13 protein-coding genes are annotated in these 14,979 nt (G+C 43.5%); 9 read left to right on the top strand and 4 right to left on the bottom strand.

What is annotated here, in order from left to right; genetic code table 11:
* Nucleotides 1–23 precede the first annotated feature (23 nt).
* The 9 genes from IPL34_RS15750 to IPL34_RS15710 all read left to right on the top strand — a co-directional run bounded on the left by IPL34_RS15750 (nt 24) and on the right by IPL34_RS15710 (nt 10,148).
* On the top strand, nt 24–1,646 hold the full coding sequence (locus IPL34_RS15750; RefSeq protein WP_296842405.1) for an acyl-CoA synthetase: 1,623 nt from the start codon (nt 24–26) through the stop codon (nt 1,644–1,646).
* A 146-nt stretch (nt 1,647–1,792) separates the two neighbouring features.
* Complete coding sequence (locus IPL34_RS15745; protein ID WP_296842404.1) at nt 1,793–2,545, top strand: electron transfer flavoprotein subunit beta/FixA family protein; 753 nt, start codon at nt 1,793–1,795, stop codon at nt 2,543–2,545.
* An 11-nt stretch (nt 2,546–2,556) separates the two neighbouring features.
* Nucleotides 2,557–3,486, top strand: coding sequence for an FAD-binding protein (locus IPL34_RS15740; RefSeq protein WP_296842403.1), 930 nt, complete (start codon nt 2,557–2,559; stop codon nt 3,484–3,486).
* 10 nt (nt 3,487–3,496) lie between these two features.
* Complete coding sequence (locus IPL34_RS15735) at nt 3,497–5,236, top strand: acyl-CoA dehydrogenase (protein WP_296842402.1); 1,740 nt, start codon at nt 3,497–3,499, stop codon at nt 5,234–5,236.
* A gap of 111 nt (nt 5,237–5,347) precedes the next feature.
* The gene (locus IPL34_RS15730) at nt 5,348–5,917 is read left to right on the top strand and encodes a DUF2889 domain-containing protein (RefSeq protein WP_296842401.1); all 570 of its coding nucleotides are present in this window, start codon (nt 5,348–5,350) and stop codon (nt 5,915–5,917) included.
* Nucleotides 5,918–6,104: 187 nt separating this feature from the next.
* Nucleotides 6,105–7,703 (top strand): alpha-amylase family glycosyl hydrolase, encoded by a 1,599-nt coding sequence (locus tag IPL34_RS15725; RefSeq protein ID WP_296842400.1) that lies wholly within the window; start codon nt 6,105–6,107, stop codon nt 7,701–7,703.
* A gap of 421 nt (nt 7,704–8,124) precedes the next feature.
* The gene (locus IPL34_RS15720) at nt 8,125–9,297 is read left to right on the top strand and encodes a hypothetical protein (protein WP_296842399.1); all 1,173 of its coding nucleotides are present in this window, start codon (nt 8,125–8,127) and stop codon (nt 9,295–9,297) included.
* Between the two features lie 216 nt (nt 9,298–9,513).
* Complete coding sequence (locus tag IPL34_RS15715; RefSeq protein WP_296842398.1) at nt 9,514–9,801, top strand: DUF6516 family protein; 288 nt, start codon at nt 9,514–9,516, stop codon at nt 9,799–9,801.
* Nucleotides 9,783–10,148, top strand: a complete 366-nt coding sequence (locus tag IPL34_RS15710; RefSeq protein WP_296842397.1) for a hypothetical protein — start codon at nt 9,783–9,785, stop codon at nt 10,146–10,148. Before IPL34_RS15715 ends, IPL34_RS15710 begins: the two co-directional genes overlap by 19 nt.
* A gap of 104 nt (nt 10,149–10,252) precedes the next feature.
* Here the strand turns inward: IPL34_RS15710 and IPL34_RS15705 are convergent, their stop codons facing one another.
* The 4 genes from IPL34_RS15705 to IPL34_RS15690 form a co-directional block, all read right to left on the bottom strand.
* The gene (locus IPL34_RS15705; RefSeq protein WP_296842396.1) at nt 10,253–11,935 is read right to left on the bottom strand and encodes an alpha-glucosidase; all 1,683 of its coding nucleotides are present in this window, start codon (nt 11,933–11,935) and stop codon (nt 10,253–10,255) included.
* 160 nt (nt 11,936–12,095) lie between these two features.
* Nucleotides 12,096–13,100, bottom strand: a complete 1,005-nt coding sequence (locus IPL34_RS15700) for an ABC transporter ATP-binding protein (protein WP_296842395.1) — start codon at nt 13,098–13,100, stop codon at nt 12,096–12,098.
* A gap of 11 nt (nt 13,101–13,111) precedes the next feature.
* The gene (locus tag IPL34_RS15695) at nt 13,112–13,945 is read right to left on the bottom strand and encodes a carbohydrate ABC transporter permease (RefSeq protein WP_296842394.1); all 834 of its coding nucleotides are present in this window, start codon (nt 13,943–13,945) and stop codon (nt 13,112–13,114) included.
* Nucleotides 13,942–14,883, bottom strand: coding sequence for a carbohydrate ABC transporter permease (locus IPL34_RS15690; RefSeq protein ID WP_296842393.1), 942 nt, complete (start codon nt 14,881–14,883; stop codon nt 13,942–13,944). The genes IPL34_RS15695 and IPL34_RS15690 overlap by 4 nt, the downstream gene beginning before the upstream one ends.
* Nucleotides 14,884–14,979: the final 96 nt, after the last annotated feature.

Below are 14,979 nucleotides of genomic sequence, written 5' to 3'. Positions count from 1 at the left end.
CGTATAAGCTAAAAGGAGGAGGCATGAATATCTATCAACAGCATTTAGACCCTGTTGTGGCCAATTATGAGTCTTTAAGTCCCTTAAGTTTTTTAAAGCGTACCGCTGAGGTTTACCCGAATAAACTTGCGATGGTTCACGGTGCAGTGCGGCGGACTTGGAGTGAAACCTATACTCGTTGCCGTCAATTAGCCAGTGCTTTAAGCCGACGCGGTATTGGGGTAGGTGACACGGTATCGATTATTTGTCCCAATCTTCCCGAACACTTTGAAGCTCATTTCGGTGTGCCGATGGTGGGTGCAATACTTAATTCCATTAATACGCGTCTTGATGCGGCAACCGTCGCGTTTATTCTCCAGCATGCTGAGGCTAAATTACTCATTACTGAGCGCGAACTTACCCCGATTGTGAAGCAAGCGCTAGCGCTTATGGATAATCCCCCACCCGTCATCGATATTGATGATCCAAGTTTTGCAGGTGGAGAATGGCTTGGTGAGATGACGTATGAGCAATTCATTGCTCAAGGTGATCCTGAATTTGTTTGGTCTAATCCTGCTAATGAATGGGATGCTATTAGCCTCAATTACACGTCAGGTACAACAGGTGACCCGAAAGGGGTGGTGTATCATCATCGTGGGGCCTATCTCAATGCCGTGAGTAATGCGCTGTCATGGGGTATGCCCAATCATGCTAAGTATTTGTGGACCTTGCCTATGTTCCACTGCAATGGCTGGTGTTTTCCTTGGACTATAGCGGCTATTGCAGGGGTAAGCGTCTGCTTGCGCCATGTCCGCGCCGATAAAATTGTAGATTTAATCGCCGAAGAAAAGGTCGATCATTTCTGTGGTGCGCCTATTGTACTCAGTATGATTGCGGGCATACCCCCCGAAGCTAAAGCCCGTCTCACTCATCCGGTCAAAGTCATGACCGCTGGTGCACCGCCGCCTGCCGCCGTGATTCAAAGCATGGAAGAAATGAACTTTAGTGTCACTCATGTCTATGGTTTGACTGAGACTTATGGTCCTTGCGTGGTCAGTGAGTGGAATGATGATTGGAATAGCTGCTCGACTGAAGAAAAAGCTCGCCTAAAAGCCCGTCAAGGGGTGCGCGTACCGATGCAAGAAGGCTTAATGGTTGCTCATCCTGATACCTTAGAACCCGTACCTCAAGATGGTCAAACCATGGGTGAAGTCTTTATGCGTGGCAATATCGTCATGAAAGGCTATCTCAAAAATCCAAAAACTACAGAAGCTTCGTTTGAGGGCGGCTGGTTTCATTCCGGTGATTTAGCGGTTTGGCATCCTGATGGTTATATCGAGATTAAAGATCGCTCCAAAGATATTATTATTTCGGGGGGCGAAAATATTTCGAGTATTGAGCTAGAGGATACGCTTTATCGCCATCCTCAGATTCAAGATGTAGCGGTCGTTGCTAAGCATGATGAAAAATGGGGCGAAGTGCCGTGTGCTTTCATTAAATTAGTGGAGGGCGCTACTTTAACGGAAGAAGAGGTGATTGAGTATTGTCGCCAAAACATGGCACGCTTTAAAGTACCCAAGAAAGTGATATTTGTGGATTTGCCGCGCACCTCAACCGGTAAAGTACAAAAGTTTATTCTGCGCCAATGGGCTAATAATGCCTCCTAGGTCTTACGTTTAGTAAGGCTCGGAGAGCATCGACTCCTCAAATCTTTCTGAGCCTTTTTTTTGGGTAGTTAGCTTAGGTTAATTACCCTTTTCTCTGGTAATGCCACCAGACCAGTGAATAATTTTTAACAGGATGAATGTGCAAGATGAAAATAGTAGTTGCGATTAAGCGCGTTATTGATTACAGCGTCAAAGTGCGCGTGAAACCTGACAATAGTAATGTTGACCTTGAGAACGTCAAAATGTCGCTCAACCCGTTTTGCGAGATTGCTGTGGAAGAGGCAGTCAGACTCAAAGAAGCAGGTAAAGCGAGTGCTGTGGTTGTCGTCACGATTGGTCCTAAGGCGGCTCAAGAGCAAGTACGTTCAGCTTTAGCGATGGGAGCCGATAGAGGCATTCATATAGAAACCGGCACTACTGATTTAGATGCGCTCACCGTGGCTACCTTACTCGCTAAAGTGCTCGAAACGGAACAACCAGATTTAATGTTCCTCGGTAAGCAAGCTATTGATTCGGATAATAATCAGACCGGACAGATGTTGGCTGCCTTATTAGATTGGCCACAAGCCACCTTTGCCTCGAAAGTAATGATTGATAACCATGAAGTGCTGGTGACCCGTGAGGTCGATGGTGGTTTACAAACCTTGGCTTTAACGCTGCCCGCTGTGGTTACAGTGGATCTGCGCCTGAATGAGCCACGCTATATCAAGTTACCCGATATTATGAAAGCGAAGAAAAAAGAAGTTAAGACCACTACGCCTGCTGATTTGGGCGTAGAGATCAGCAAAAAAGTGCAAACCTTAAGAGTAGAAGCACCGGCTGAACGTCAGGGAGGAATTAAGGTTGAGAGTGTCGATGCTTTAATCGATTGTCTAAAAAATAAAGCTAATGTGATTTGAGAGAGAGCGTCATGAGTATTCTAGTTATTGCTGAACACGATAATCAAACCCTCAAACCTGCTACGTTAAATGCTATCAGTGCAGCCCAAAAAATGGGGGGCAATATTGATCTGGTGGTGATAGGGTCAGAGTGCCAGAGTGCAGCCGAAGCAGCACAGGTCATTGCTGGGGTGAGTAAGGTATTGCTGGCTGATAATGCGGCGTATGCGCATCACTTAGCCGAAAATGTCGCTAAGTTAATTGCTTCGTTAGCTAAAAACTATACCCATGTGCTAGCGCCTGCTACGGCGAATGGTAAAGACTTTATGCCGCGTGCGGCCGCCTTATTAGGGGTTAATGTGGTTGGTGATGTGATTGCCGTCATGAGTCCCGATACTTTTAAGCGCCCGATTTATGCAGGGAATGCGATAGCTACGGTGCAGAGTTCGGAGGCTATTAAATTATTGACTATTCGCAGCACCGCCTTTCCAGCAGCAGCCAATACCGGAGGATCTGCGAGTTTAGAGGTAGTGAATGAAGTATTCGAGGCGACTAAAACCCGCTTTGTAGGCGAAGAAGTGGTTAAATCGGATCGTCCAGAGTTAACGGCTGCTCGCATTGTGGTATCCGGTGGACGCGGTGTGGGATCAGGTGAAAACTTTAGCCTTATTTATGCACTAGCCGATAAGCTCAATGCGGCAGTAGGGGCGTCACGCGCTGCGGTAGATGCAGGCTTTGTTCCCAATGATATGCAAGTAGGACAAACCGGAAAGGTAGTTGCACCGGAGCTTTATATTGCGGTAGGTATTTCGGGCGCTATCCAGCATCTAGCGGGTATGAAGGATTCCAAAGTGATTGTGGCGATTAATAAAGACCCTGAAGCACCGATTTTCCAAGTGGCGGATTATGGTTTAGTCGCCGATTTATTCAGCGCTGTACCTGAACTAACCTCCAAACTTTGAGGAGTCAGCCATGACTTATTTAGCTAACTCGCAAGATGCAGAATTTGTATTACGCCATGTAGTACAACTCGATGCTTTATGTGAGCAAGCGGGTTTAACTGAGATCAATACGGATCTAGCAGTTACGATTTTAGATGAAGCGGGTAAGTTTGCGACCGATGTACTGGCTCCCCTCAATTGGTTTGGGGATCAAAACCCACCGACTTTGGGTGAGCAAGGTGTGCAAGAAACCGCAGGCTTTAAAGAGGCTTATCAACAGTTTGCCGAGGCGGGTTGGTTATCTTTAGGGGCTGCTGAAGAGTTTGGTGGTCAAGCTCTGCCTAATGTGATTGGTACGGCGGTGAATGAAATTTGGCAAGCCGCCAATATGTCCTATGCTTTGTGCCCTATGTTGAGTCAAGGAGCGATGGAAAGTATTGGGCATCATGCGAGTCATGAATTGCAATCCATTTACTTACCGCGCATGGCCTCCGGTGAATGGACGGGCACTATGAATCTGACTGAACCGGATGCAGGTTCAGATTTGGCCGCCGTGAAAACCAAGGCTGTACCGAATGGTGATCATTATTTACTAAGTGGACAAAAGATTTTCATCACTTGGGGCGATCACCAAATGACTGACAATATTGTGCATTTAGTATTAGCGCGTTTGCCGGATGCTCCAGTAGGGGTGAAAGGTATTTCGCTGTTTATCGTGCCTAAGTATTTGGTCAATAGTGACGGTAGTTTAGGTGAGCGTAATAGTGCCTCGTGTTTATCCTTAGAACATAAGCTCGGTATTCATGCTAGTCCCACTTGTGTGATGTTGTTTGATAATGCAGTGGGCTATTTAGTCGGGGAGGCGAATAAAGGCTTGCCCTATATGTTCACTATGATGAATCACGCTCGTCAAGCCGTCGGGTTACAGGGTTTATCTATCTCGGAGCGTGCTTATCAATTAGCGCGTCAATATGCTAAAGATCGTCTCCAAGGCACACGCCGTGATGGTTCACGCATTCCGATTATTGAGCATGCTGATGTCAGACGTATGCTCATGACCATGAAATCGGGTATTGAAGCCATGCGAGCTTTGGCCTTTACCGCAGCGGCTGAGGTGGATAGAGCGCGTTATGAGTCGGATAGCGCTAAGGCGGCGATTCATACTGCACGAGTTGAACTGTATACCCCGATAGTCAAAGGGTGGCTCACTGAACTGTCCCAAGAATTGACCTATTTAGGGGTACAAATTCATGGGGGCATGGGCTTTATTGAAGAAACGGGAGCTGCCCAGCATTATCGTGATGCACGTATCCTCACGATTTATGAGGGTACAACAGGCATACAAGCGGCTGATCTCATCGGGCGTAAAACTCTAGCAGATCGTGGTGAAGGCTTAGGATTATTATTGGCTGAAATGGCTGAATTAGAGGCGAGTGCTTATCCTAACTTTGCTGCTGCACTCGCGGCTGGACAAGAAGCGCGTGACTTTATCCTCAACAATGTGGCGAGTGATAGTCAATTAGCGGGGAGTGCTAGTGTCAATCTAATGATGCTTATGGGCTATTTATGTGGTGGCTGGCTGCTCATTAAAGGTGCGCAAGCCGCACAAACATTATTAGCACAAGGCGAGGGTGATCCCACTTACTTAAATGCTAAATTAGTCACTACTCAGTTTTATTGTGAGCATTTATTGCCGCGTGCTTTGAGTCATTTGAGTGCTTTAAAAGCCGGAAGCCAAAGCATTATGGCCTTAAGTGTTGAACAGTTTTAAAATTGTTGCAGTGCAATAAAAAGCTTTTGTAAGTATACTATCGTACTTTGCTAGTGAGGCTGCCTATGCTGATAGAGCAGCCTCTATTATTTTCAGGGAGCAGAGTTTGACATGCCTTTATCTAAATCCGCCCTACGTCGTGCTGTGCATACGCGTGTAGTGACCTGTCAGGGGTATCAACGTGAAGATGGTTTATGGGATATTGAAGGTTCAATGACCGATACTAAACCGTTTCCTTTACCCAATCGTGATCGTAATGGCTATATCAATGCGGGAGAAGCCTTACATGGTATGTCGATACGCCTCACTATTGATCTGGATATGAAGGTGCATAGTGCTGAGGCGGTGATTGATCATTCACCTTTTGCGGGTTGTCCGCGTATTGCCGAGCGCTTCCAACGGCTAGTAGGTTTATCTATCGTGAATGGCTGGACTAAACAGGTTAAAGAAATTTTTGCAGGGGTTGATGGCTGCACGCATCTCACTGAATTACTAGGTCCTATTGCTACCACTGCCTTTCAGGTATTAATTACCTACAAAACCGGAGATGGGATGAAGTTTTATGAGCAAGCCAAAGAGCCACCCCCGCATTTGAATACTTGCCATATGCTAGCCGAGTCAAGTGAAGTAGTGGCGCAACGTTGGCCACAGTTTTATCGTCCTAAAGTTGGCTCTGAATAGAGCAATATTTTTAAGGTAAACAGAGGGTTGGTCCTTCAATCTTCCTTTAAACACTCAATTAGAATTAGCCAGTCTAGCTAAGCTGCTTATTTATTTTAAATCGATTTAAAAATTATCCAAAACGCTTTGAATGATTAAAAGCAATGCTTTATAGTAGGCAATTCCAATTGACTAAGGGGAGTATGCTATGACTGAGTGGTGGCGCGGTGGAGTAACGTATCAAATTTATCCACGTTCTTATCAAGACAGTAATAATGACGGTATTGGTGATCTGAAAGGGATTACCGAACGTTTACCTTATATTGCTGATTTAGGGGTTGACTCGATTTGGTTGTCGCCTATTTTTCCGTCCCCCATGCTGGATATGGGCTACGATGTCTCTAATTACACTGATATTCATCCCGAATTTGGCACATTAGCCGATTTTGATGTCTTGATTGCGCGAGCGCATGAGTTAGGTCTAAAGGTCATTATTGATCAAGTCATCTCGCATAGCAGTGATCAACACCCATTCTTTATTGAAAGCCGCCAAAACCGCACTAATCCTAAAGCGGATTGGTATGTGTGGGCCGACCCTAGGCATGATGGTTCACCGCCGAATAATTGGTTATCTGTATTTGGTGGGGGCGCATGGCAATGGGATACGCGCCGTCATCAGTACTATTTACATAATTTTTTGGTCGAGCAGCCGGATCTGAATTTTCATAATCCTGAAGTACAGGATTGGCTGTTGTCGACTATGCGCTTTTGGCTAGAGCGCGGTGTGGATGGTTTCCGTCTGGATACGGTCAATTTCTATTTTCATGATGCATTATTGCGTGATAACCCCGCCGATTACCGCAGAAAAGCCAAGCCAGAGTGGAATCCGTATTCCATGCAATATCACATTTTCTCTAAAAATCAGCCCGAAAACTTAGCCTTTATGGAGCGCTTACGGGCACTCCTCGATGAGTTTGATGATCGGGCGATGGTGGGGGAAATGGGTGAGTCACACCACGCCATTAAGATGATGGGCGAATACACCACGGGCAAGCGTTTGCATATGTGCTATTCGTTTGAAATGTTGGGTGATGGTTTTGGTGCACAGTTTATCCGTGAGCGTGTACAAGAGTTCTTTGTTGATGCGCCTAAAGGTTGGCCGTGTTGGGCATTCTCGAATCACGATGTACCGCGTCAAGCGACCCGTTGGGCCAGTTATGGCGTGAACCGTCAGGCGCTGGCTAAGCAATTAGCGGCATTATTATTATCGCTCGAAGGTTCGGTGTGCATGTATCAGGGCGAGGAGCTGGGGCAAACCGAGACGGCTCTTGAGTATAGTGAGTTAACTGATCCTCAGGGTTTACGCTTCTGGCCAGAAAATAAAGGGCGTGATGGTTGCCGTACTCCAATGGCTTGGGATGCTAGTTTACCGAATGCAGGATTTACCCAAGGTCAGCCTTGGTTGCCTATTAAAGCGCCGCAGGTGGCGAATCATGTTGCAGGTCAATTAAACGATCCTGATTCAGTTTTAAATTTCTATAAGCAAATGCTGAAAGTGCGGCGTCAATTTGCTGAACTACGCACCGGAGATACGGAGTTTTTTGCCACGGCTGAGCCTGTCTTAGCGTTTAGCCGTGCTCATAGTGTGGTATGTGTGTTTAATCTATCACCTGAAGCTCGTTCGGTAGCGGTGCAGGATGTGGGTGAGGTGATTATTGCGCAAGGGGCTGAGATAGTGCAGGGGCAATTGCAATTAGCAGGGAATGGTTTTGCGCTCTTTCATGATCAGGGGGCGGTGATTAGTTAATAAATGCAATTAGTGATCTAGTGGTCTTAAAGTCTGCCTAGTTGCTGTGATTAGGCAGACTTTTCACGTTTTTTAGTGAGTTCTTCACTGGGTTTTTCCTATTTTCCTTCAGTGCTTGGGTGCGTATGCATTGGTATATCGTATGTGCCCAATGTCTATTTTTTGCTAAGTTCCTGCCTTAAAATTAAAAGTGTGTAGCTATTTTAGTGTTTTTGCGGATAAACGGTTGTAGCTGTTGAGGTGGGTGTCGTATAGTTGCCAACCATAAGTGTCGCTACCGGATGGAGTTGTTATTTATCAATTCCAGACTACGGAATCGCGCCAAAAAGAAAATACAGCCCCACTTTTCCAGACTAGGCGGAGTCTGGAATAAGATGTTATACCGAGATTCCGCATAATAAACTGTTAGATTTACGACCCCATGTTTGAGTTAGAAAAACAATCTGTATTTTTTGAGAAATTTTCAGAAGAGTACTCTACTATTCTTCAGAATATAGAGATTATTCACGAAAATAAATTACAGCTTGAATTTTCATATCATCACCCAAAACACTTCATACTAAATTTAAATAATTTATTAAGAAGCTTATTGTTTTTTGTGGAATCTTCATTGAAGAACTCACCTCAATGGTTGAGTGCCGCAGTCAAAGAATTTAAAAAAGATAATTCAAAAGACTTTCAGATACTAAAATATTTAAGAAATGTGAGTGCTCACCAAAAATTTATTTTACCAGAAGAATCTATTGTTACTGGACTCTACCGAATCAGATCAGATAAGAAGTATATACTAAAACTTGGTTTTGGAGATTTCAATAAACCTGGGAAATACTCATGGGATTTATCATTAAAAAATACAGAAGATATTTTTCATGACATTCTGGTTTTTGATAGCTTAGTATTCATGGACTTAGAACATTCAGCATTTGGGGAGTGTTTAGGAGTTACAAGACGGTGGTTTTATAAAGTAAAGTTCAAAAATGAACAATTTGATGTTAACGAGATCGTAGATGTTTATAAAACATCTTGCACATTTTCATCTCAGTTGTTAGATAAAGTTGTTACTGCATACGGCAAACTATATAACATAGATTATGATAAAAAATTCTACCATGAATCATCGGAGTTTAATAACATTAACACTTTGCTAGAGTTGGATTTATACCCTTCTCTTTTTTCATCATGGTGGAAAAACAAAATTTATCCTTTAAATGTTGGGGTTAGGTTTAATATTAACAATTGTTATCGTTATGATCTCCAAGATAAATATCACACAGAGACATATAAATCCTTATGTACTAATGAAGAAGAATATAAAGAACTGTTAATTAAATATAGCACTATGCCTACTGATGATATTTTTAATTCAGCAAATGCAGGCGAGTTTTGTTCATTTGTTGAGTTAAATCATTGGTTTTACAAAAAAGCATTTAAATCAAGTTTTGGTGATACTCCACTTGAACCTGCTGATATAATGCGATTACAAAGGTACGGCAAAATATTTATCGAAGAATTCAACAAGAAGAAGTCTTGTACAGTTGAATCTACCGGTAGCCAATTTCAATTACATTTAAAAGAATTGATCAAAAAAATCTAACGAGTGTGTCGGTCGACTACGGAGGCGGTGATAGCCCGCGATTTTTACAGTTTACTCCTCGTCGTGTTCGTCATGCATGACGTTGGCTTTTTAAATGATGATAAGCATCACCAAATTCAAATACCAAAAAATGAAATGTGTGCATCTTGCTCATATACCTGAAGCACCGTGTAAGTCACTTGTTTTCTGAATATCAATGTTGGCATAATTGACAACATGAAAGCAGAGCTGATTACACAATTCAAAGACATTGCACCCAATGGTGACATTATTGAGATGGTGGTTTGGCACGTTCCCACACCTGTTCCACCTACCACACACCATTACAAATATCGCCTTGTCTATATTGTTGATAGCAAACGAGTGGTGGGTTTTGATAATGAACGCGGCAAAGGCGACCACAAACATTGGGATGATGTTGAGTATCCCTATCTTTTCAAAGATATAGAGTCATTAATCGAAGATTTTTTGCTAGAGGTCGACAAATGGAAAAACGCACATTAACGATCACACTGCAACCTGATTGGAAAGCGGCACTGCGTGCAGCAGGAAAAGCAGCACAGCGCGGAGGATACCAAGGTGAGTTTCTCAATTTTGAATCACCTAGTATCTTCTTTTCCCGCCTGAGTGAGCGCCGCTGGGCGATTATCAGCGCCTTGCAGGTAACGGGTACAGTGGGAGTACGTGAACTGGCTCGATATTTACAACGGGACGTGAGACGCGTCCATGAAGATGCCCAAGCATTAGTCGAGTTAGGCTTGATTGAGCGCGACACTAAAGGCGCACTAACATGTCCTTATGCTGATATTCATGTTGATATGCATATTGCCCCCCGCCTACAGGTAGCATAATCAAAACTGCTACCCACTGAAATATTTAGCAAATTTGCCGATTATACTAGCAGTAGTTAATAGTCGAAGGGCAGATAAAAGTTTTTGCCCCCCCCAATGAATCTTTAGCTCAGGCTATAAATAGTAGCTTGCCAAGGTTGCAGCGTGAGCGAATGACTACTCTGCTGGGGTATATCTAATTGAGCACCATTATCTAACAGTACGGTGTTAATCCTAATACTTTCAGGCAATTGATAAGTAATAGCCTCTCGACTGAAATTAATCAAAGTGAGACAGGCATACTCCTCTAAAGTACGCGTAAACGCATAGACCTGATGATGTTCAGGGTCTAAATCGTGATAAGCACCATAAATCAGTACTGGATTAGCTTTACGTAGGGCAATCAAACGCTGATGATGTTGGTAAACCGAGCTAGGATCATGAATTTGTGCCTCCGCATTAATCTCTAAGTAGTTAGGATTGACCGCTAACCAAGGCTTACCTGTAGTAAAACCACCCTGTGCTTGAGTATTCCATTGCATCGGCGTGCGGGCATTATCACGGCTGGTTTGGCGCAGATGCGTTAAATACTCCTCAGCCGACACTTTGCCACTGAGCACAAAATCCTGCCATTGCCCTTTGACCTCCACATCGTCGTAATCTTCAATGCCTTGGAAAGGATAATTGGTCATACCTAATTCATCACCCTGATATAAAAAAGGTGTACCTCGTTGAGCAAACATCATAGTAGCTAAGGCTTTAGCAGAAAGTGAGCGCCATGGGGGGCTATCATCGCCAAAATGCGACACCGTGCGCGGGTTATCATGATTGGTCAGAAAGGTGGTATTCCAACCATGACTGCCTGCTGCGGCATCAATACGTCCGTACATCGCTTTAACGGCTGGCAAGGTCCAGTCTAATTTACGCCATACCTCCCGATCTAAGCGCACTAAATCAAAATGGAAAATCATATTCAATTCTTGTCTACGGGCGTCGGTAAATAAAGGCGCTTGCTCAAAAGTAATCCCCAGTGCTTCACCCACCGTCATGGTATCGTAATGCGCTAAAACCTCTCGATTCATTTCCTGCAAATACTCATGTACATGCGGGCCATCGGCATAAATAAGCTCAGGGCGAGCCAATTGTTCAGGTGATAGATCAGGTAAATCGGTCTGTTTGGAAATAAGAGGTATAACGTCCATACGAAAACCGGATACGCCCTTATCTAACCAAAAGCGCATTAGGTCATAGACTTCAGCACGTACTTGAGGATTATCCCAATTAAGGTCAGGTTGTTTTTTAGCAAAGTAGTGTAGGTAGTATTGCCGAGTAGTTTTGTCTTTTTCCCAAGCAGAACCACCAAAAAAGGAGGGGTAGTTATTGGGTACAGTATTATTCTGACCGTCACGCCAAATATAGTAATCACGATAAGGGTTATCTTTAGACTTTTTACTCTCTACAAACCAATAGTGCTCATCACTGGTGTGGTTAACGACTAAATCAATAATCAGTTTCATACCACGTTGCTGCATTTGAGCCAGTAGCTGATCAAAATCATCCATAGTGCCAAACTCAGCCATGACTTTACGATAATCCCGAATATCGTAGCCATTATCAGCATTAGGTGAATCAAAATGTGGGCTAAGCCAAATGACATCAATCCCTAAATTTTTGAGATAGTCTAACTTTTGAATAATACCTGCTAAATCGCCAATGCCGTCGCCATTAGAATCCATAAAACTACGGGGATAAATTTGGTAGACGACTGCTTCTTTCCACCATGTTTTAAGTTCTGATTGGGAAGGCATAGTGCATTATCTCTAAGTAGGTAAATGAAGAGTGTTTAGGAGGTATGGTTTTATGACTTTTACTCAGTACATAAATAGTAAAAGGTTAAATGAATTATTATCAGTATTTGACATTAGGTTTTCCCCGATAAGTGTTTATCGGGGAAATGAAACAATACTATTAGCGAATAGGTTTACCATTAGTATCAAAACGATGCAGTTTACCTGCCATCGGGCTTAAGCCTAGTTGTGTGCCCTCTGGAACATCATCATTCCCAATACGGCGCACAATTACAGGCTCAGTCGAACCAATATCGACAAATAGATAGTTATCAGAGCCTAGGTTTTCCGCGTGAACCACTTTACCTTGCCAAACCGGATTAGCATTATCTACTTCAATATGCTCAGAGCGAATGCCCAGAGTAGCGCATTGATATTGTTCAGCAAAAGCACCTGTTAAGAAATTCATTTTCGGAGAGCCAATAAAGCCCGCTACGAAAATAGAATTAGGACGCTCATACAGTTCAATCGGTGAGCCGACTTGTTCCACTAAACCATCGCGTAACACACAAATGCGATCTGCTAAGGTCATTGCCTCTACCTGATCATGTGTTACATAAATCATGGTGACGTTATGCATATCATGATGCAGCTTAGCAATTTCCAAACGAGTGGCAACCCGTAGTGCAGCGTCTAAGTTAGAAAGCGGTTCGTCAAACAGGAATACGCGCGGATCGCGTACAATAGCGCGTCCAATCGCTACCCGCTGACGTTGCCCACCGGAGAGTTGTTTCGGTAAACGGTCGAGTAGATGATCGATTTGCAGCATTTTGGCGGCTTTTTCGACCCTAGTTTTGGTTTCAGCCTCATCGGATTTAGCCAGCTTCATGCCGAACGCCATATTTTCATACACACTCATATGCGGATAAAGCGCATACGACTGGAACACCATAGCGATACCGCGTTTAGAAGGGGCTAGGCTATTAACGCGTTCACCATCAAAGACTAAATCGCCAGAAGTAATAGTCTCTAGCCCTGCAATCAGACGCAGCAATGTCGATTTACCGCAACCTGAAGGACCGACGAAGACCATAAATTCGCCAGACTGAATTTCTAAGTCGACACCCTTGATAACATCAATCTTACCGAAGGATTTACGGACATTTTTAAGTTGAATATGTGCCATGGGTGCACTCCTTAACCTTTTACGCCGCCTGCGGTGAGGCCAGCTACGATTTTACGTTGGAAAATAAGCACTAAAATAACCAGCGGAACGGTTACCATGACGGAGGCCGCCATAATAATGCCCCAAGGCGTTTCGTATTGAGAGGCGCCTGATAATAAACCGATAGCCACAGGTACAGTACGTTCACTATTAGAGACGGTGAAAGTTAAGGCAAATAGAAATTCATTCCATGCCCCAATAAACGCCAATAAGCCTGTGGTGACTAAAGCAGGCCACATTAAAGGCATGAATACCTTAGTAATGATTTGCCAAGGTGTAGCTCCATCCACAATCGCGGCTTCCTCAATTTCTATCGGTAAATCACGCATAAAGGTAGTGAGTACCCAGACGGTAAAAGGTAAAGTGAAAATGGTATAGGACAGAATCAAAGCCCACGGAGTATTGTATAAACCGATATAGCGAATTAATTCAAATAAGCCCGCCAATACCGCAATTTGTGGGAACATGGATACCGCTAAAATCGTCATCAGCAATAAAGCACGTCCTCTAAAACGTACCCGCGCTAGCGCATAAGAAGCGGTTACTGCGAGTAATAGCGAGAAAAATACCGTTAAAGCAGAGACGAATACGGAGTTTAAAATATTACGCGGAAACTCACCGCTATTTAATACATCCCAGTAGTTTTGAAAATTAAAGCTAGTAATCCAGTAGTTTACTTCAAATAATGCAGTACCCGTTTTTAAGCTGGTAATAATGGCATAGTAAAAGGGAAATACGGAGGTCACTACAATAATGACTACTAGGCAGTAAAAAGCAATGGTTTTGAGAATAGACATGGCGTTCATTGTTTATCCCCACTTAAGTTAACTTTACCTAACCAAATATACAGAATGACAAACAAGGCTATCATAGTAAATAAGATAGTCGATTGTGCTGATCCATAGGCGAATTTATCAAATTCAATCAGGTTCTCACGGCTGATGATAGACATGGTTTTAGTACTAGAGGAGTTAGGTGTTAATACATAAATCAGGTCGAAAATCCGTAAGGCATCTAAAGTACGGAAAATAATCGCGACCATGAGAGCGGGACGAATCAAGGGTAGGGTAATTTTAAAGAATACTTTAATGGGACTCACACCATCGAGTTTAGCCGCTTCATACATATCGCGCGGTACCATTTGCAATCCCGCTAAACATAATAAAGCCATGAAAGGTGTAGTTTTCCAAATATCCACAATTAACACCGCTAACATGGAGGTTTCTGGATTAGCTGTCCAAGCGATTTTTTGAGAAATTAACCCTAAATTGAGCATAATGTCATTAATAATGCCGAATTGATCATTCAACATCCAAGCCCACATTTTAGCAGAAACGATAGTGGGAATAGCCCAAGGAATTAAAATGGCGGCACGTACTAAACCGCGACCATAAAAATTAGCGTTTAATACTAGGGCGACCATTAAGCCGAGTACGGTTTCAAAAAAGACCGATACCACCGCAAAACGTATGGTATTCCAGACTGCATTCCACCAAGCAGGATCTACTAAAGTACCTTTAAAAATAGTACGACCAGAGGGTAGGGTGCGCCAACTAAGATAGTTGTCAAAGCCTATCCATTGACCTGCATATAGGTTGCTGAGTGAGGTATCAGTAAAACTAAAGTAAATAGAGCGTAATAAAGGATAAGCAGCAACCAGTAATAGGGCTGCAATCATGGGTAATAAAAACCACATGGCAGCACGGATGCGTTGCGCTTCGAGTTCTGAGTAAGCCGATTTCATGGATTTACCTCCAAGTCTGATCCGACTATGCGGTAATAAGTAATCTGCAATGACAGAGCAAGGGGGCTAACTGTAGCGAGTACTATGGTTGAATAG

It is taken from the genome of Thiofilum sp. (genome assembly GCF_016711335.1).
Lineage (GTDB): Bacteria > Pseudomonadota > Gammaproteobacteria > Thiotrichales > Thiotrichaceae > Thiofilum.
Note: the sequence above shows the minus strand (reverse complement) of the source record. Positions and strands in the feature narration are given on the sequence as shown.

Coding starts and splice junctions, on each gene's coding strand:
- IPL34_RS15750 (WP_296842405.1), top strand. CDS start 24: ATGAATATCTATCAACAGCATTTAGACCCTGTTGTGGCCAATTATGAG.
- IPL34_RS15745 (WP_296842404.1), top strand. CDS start 1,793: ATGAAAATAGTAGTTGCGATTAAGCGCGTTATTGATTACAGCGTCAAA.
- IPL34_RS15740 (WP_296842403.1), top strand. CDS start 2,557: ATGAGTATTCTAGTTATTGCTGAACACGATAATCAAACCCTCAAACCT.
- IPL34_RS15735 (WP_296842402.1), top strand. CDS start 3,497: ATGACTTATTTAGCTAACTCGCAAGATGCAGAATTTGTATTACGCCAT.
- IPL34_RS15730 (WP_296842401.1), top strand. CDS start 5,348: ATGCCTTTATCTAAATCCGCCCTACGTCGTGCTGTGCATACGCGTGTA.
- IPL34_RS15725 (WP_296842400.1), top strand. CDS start 6,105: ATGACTGAGTGGTGGCGCGGTGGAGTAACGTATCAAATTTATCCACGT.
- IPL34_RS15720 (WP_296842399.1), top strand. CDS start 8,125: ATGTTTGAGTTAGAAAAACAATCTGTATTTTTTGAGAAATTTTCAGAA.
- IPL34_RS15715 (WP_296842398.1), top strand. CDS start 9,514: ATGAAAGCAGAGCTGATTACACAATTCAAAGACATTGCACCCAATGGT.
- IPL34_RS15710 (WP_296842397.1), top strand. CDS start 9,783: ATGGAAAAACGCACATTAACGATCACACTGCAACCTGATTGGAAAGCG.
- IPL34_RS15705 (WP_296842396.1), bottom strand. CDS start 11,935: ATGCCTTCCCAATCAGAACTTAAAACATGGTGGAAAGAAGCAGTCGTC.
- IPL34_RS15700 (WP_296842395.1), bottom strand. CDS start 13,100: ATGGCACATATTCAACTTAAAAATGTCCGTAAATCCTTCGGTAAGATT.
- IPL34_RS15695 (WP_296842394.1), bottom strand. CDS start 13,945: ATGAACGCCATGTCTATTCTCAAAACCATTGCTTTTTACTGCCTAGTA.
- IPL34_RS15690 (WP_296842393.1), bottom strand. CDS start 14,883: ATGAAATCGGCTTACTCAGAACTCGAAGCGCAACGCATCCGTGCTGCC.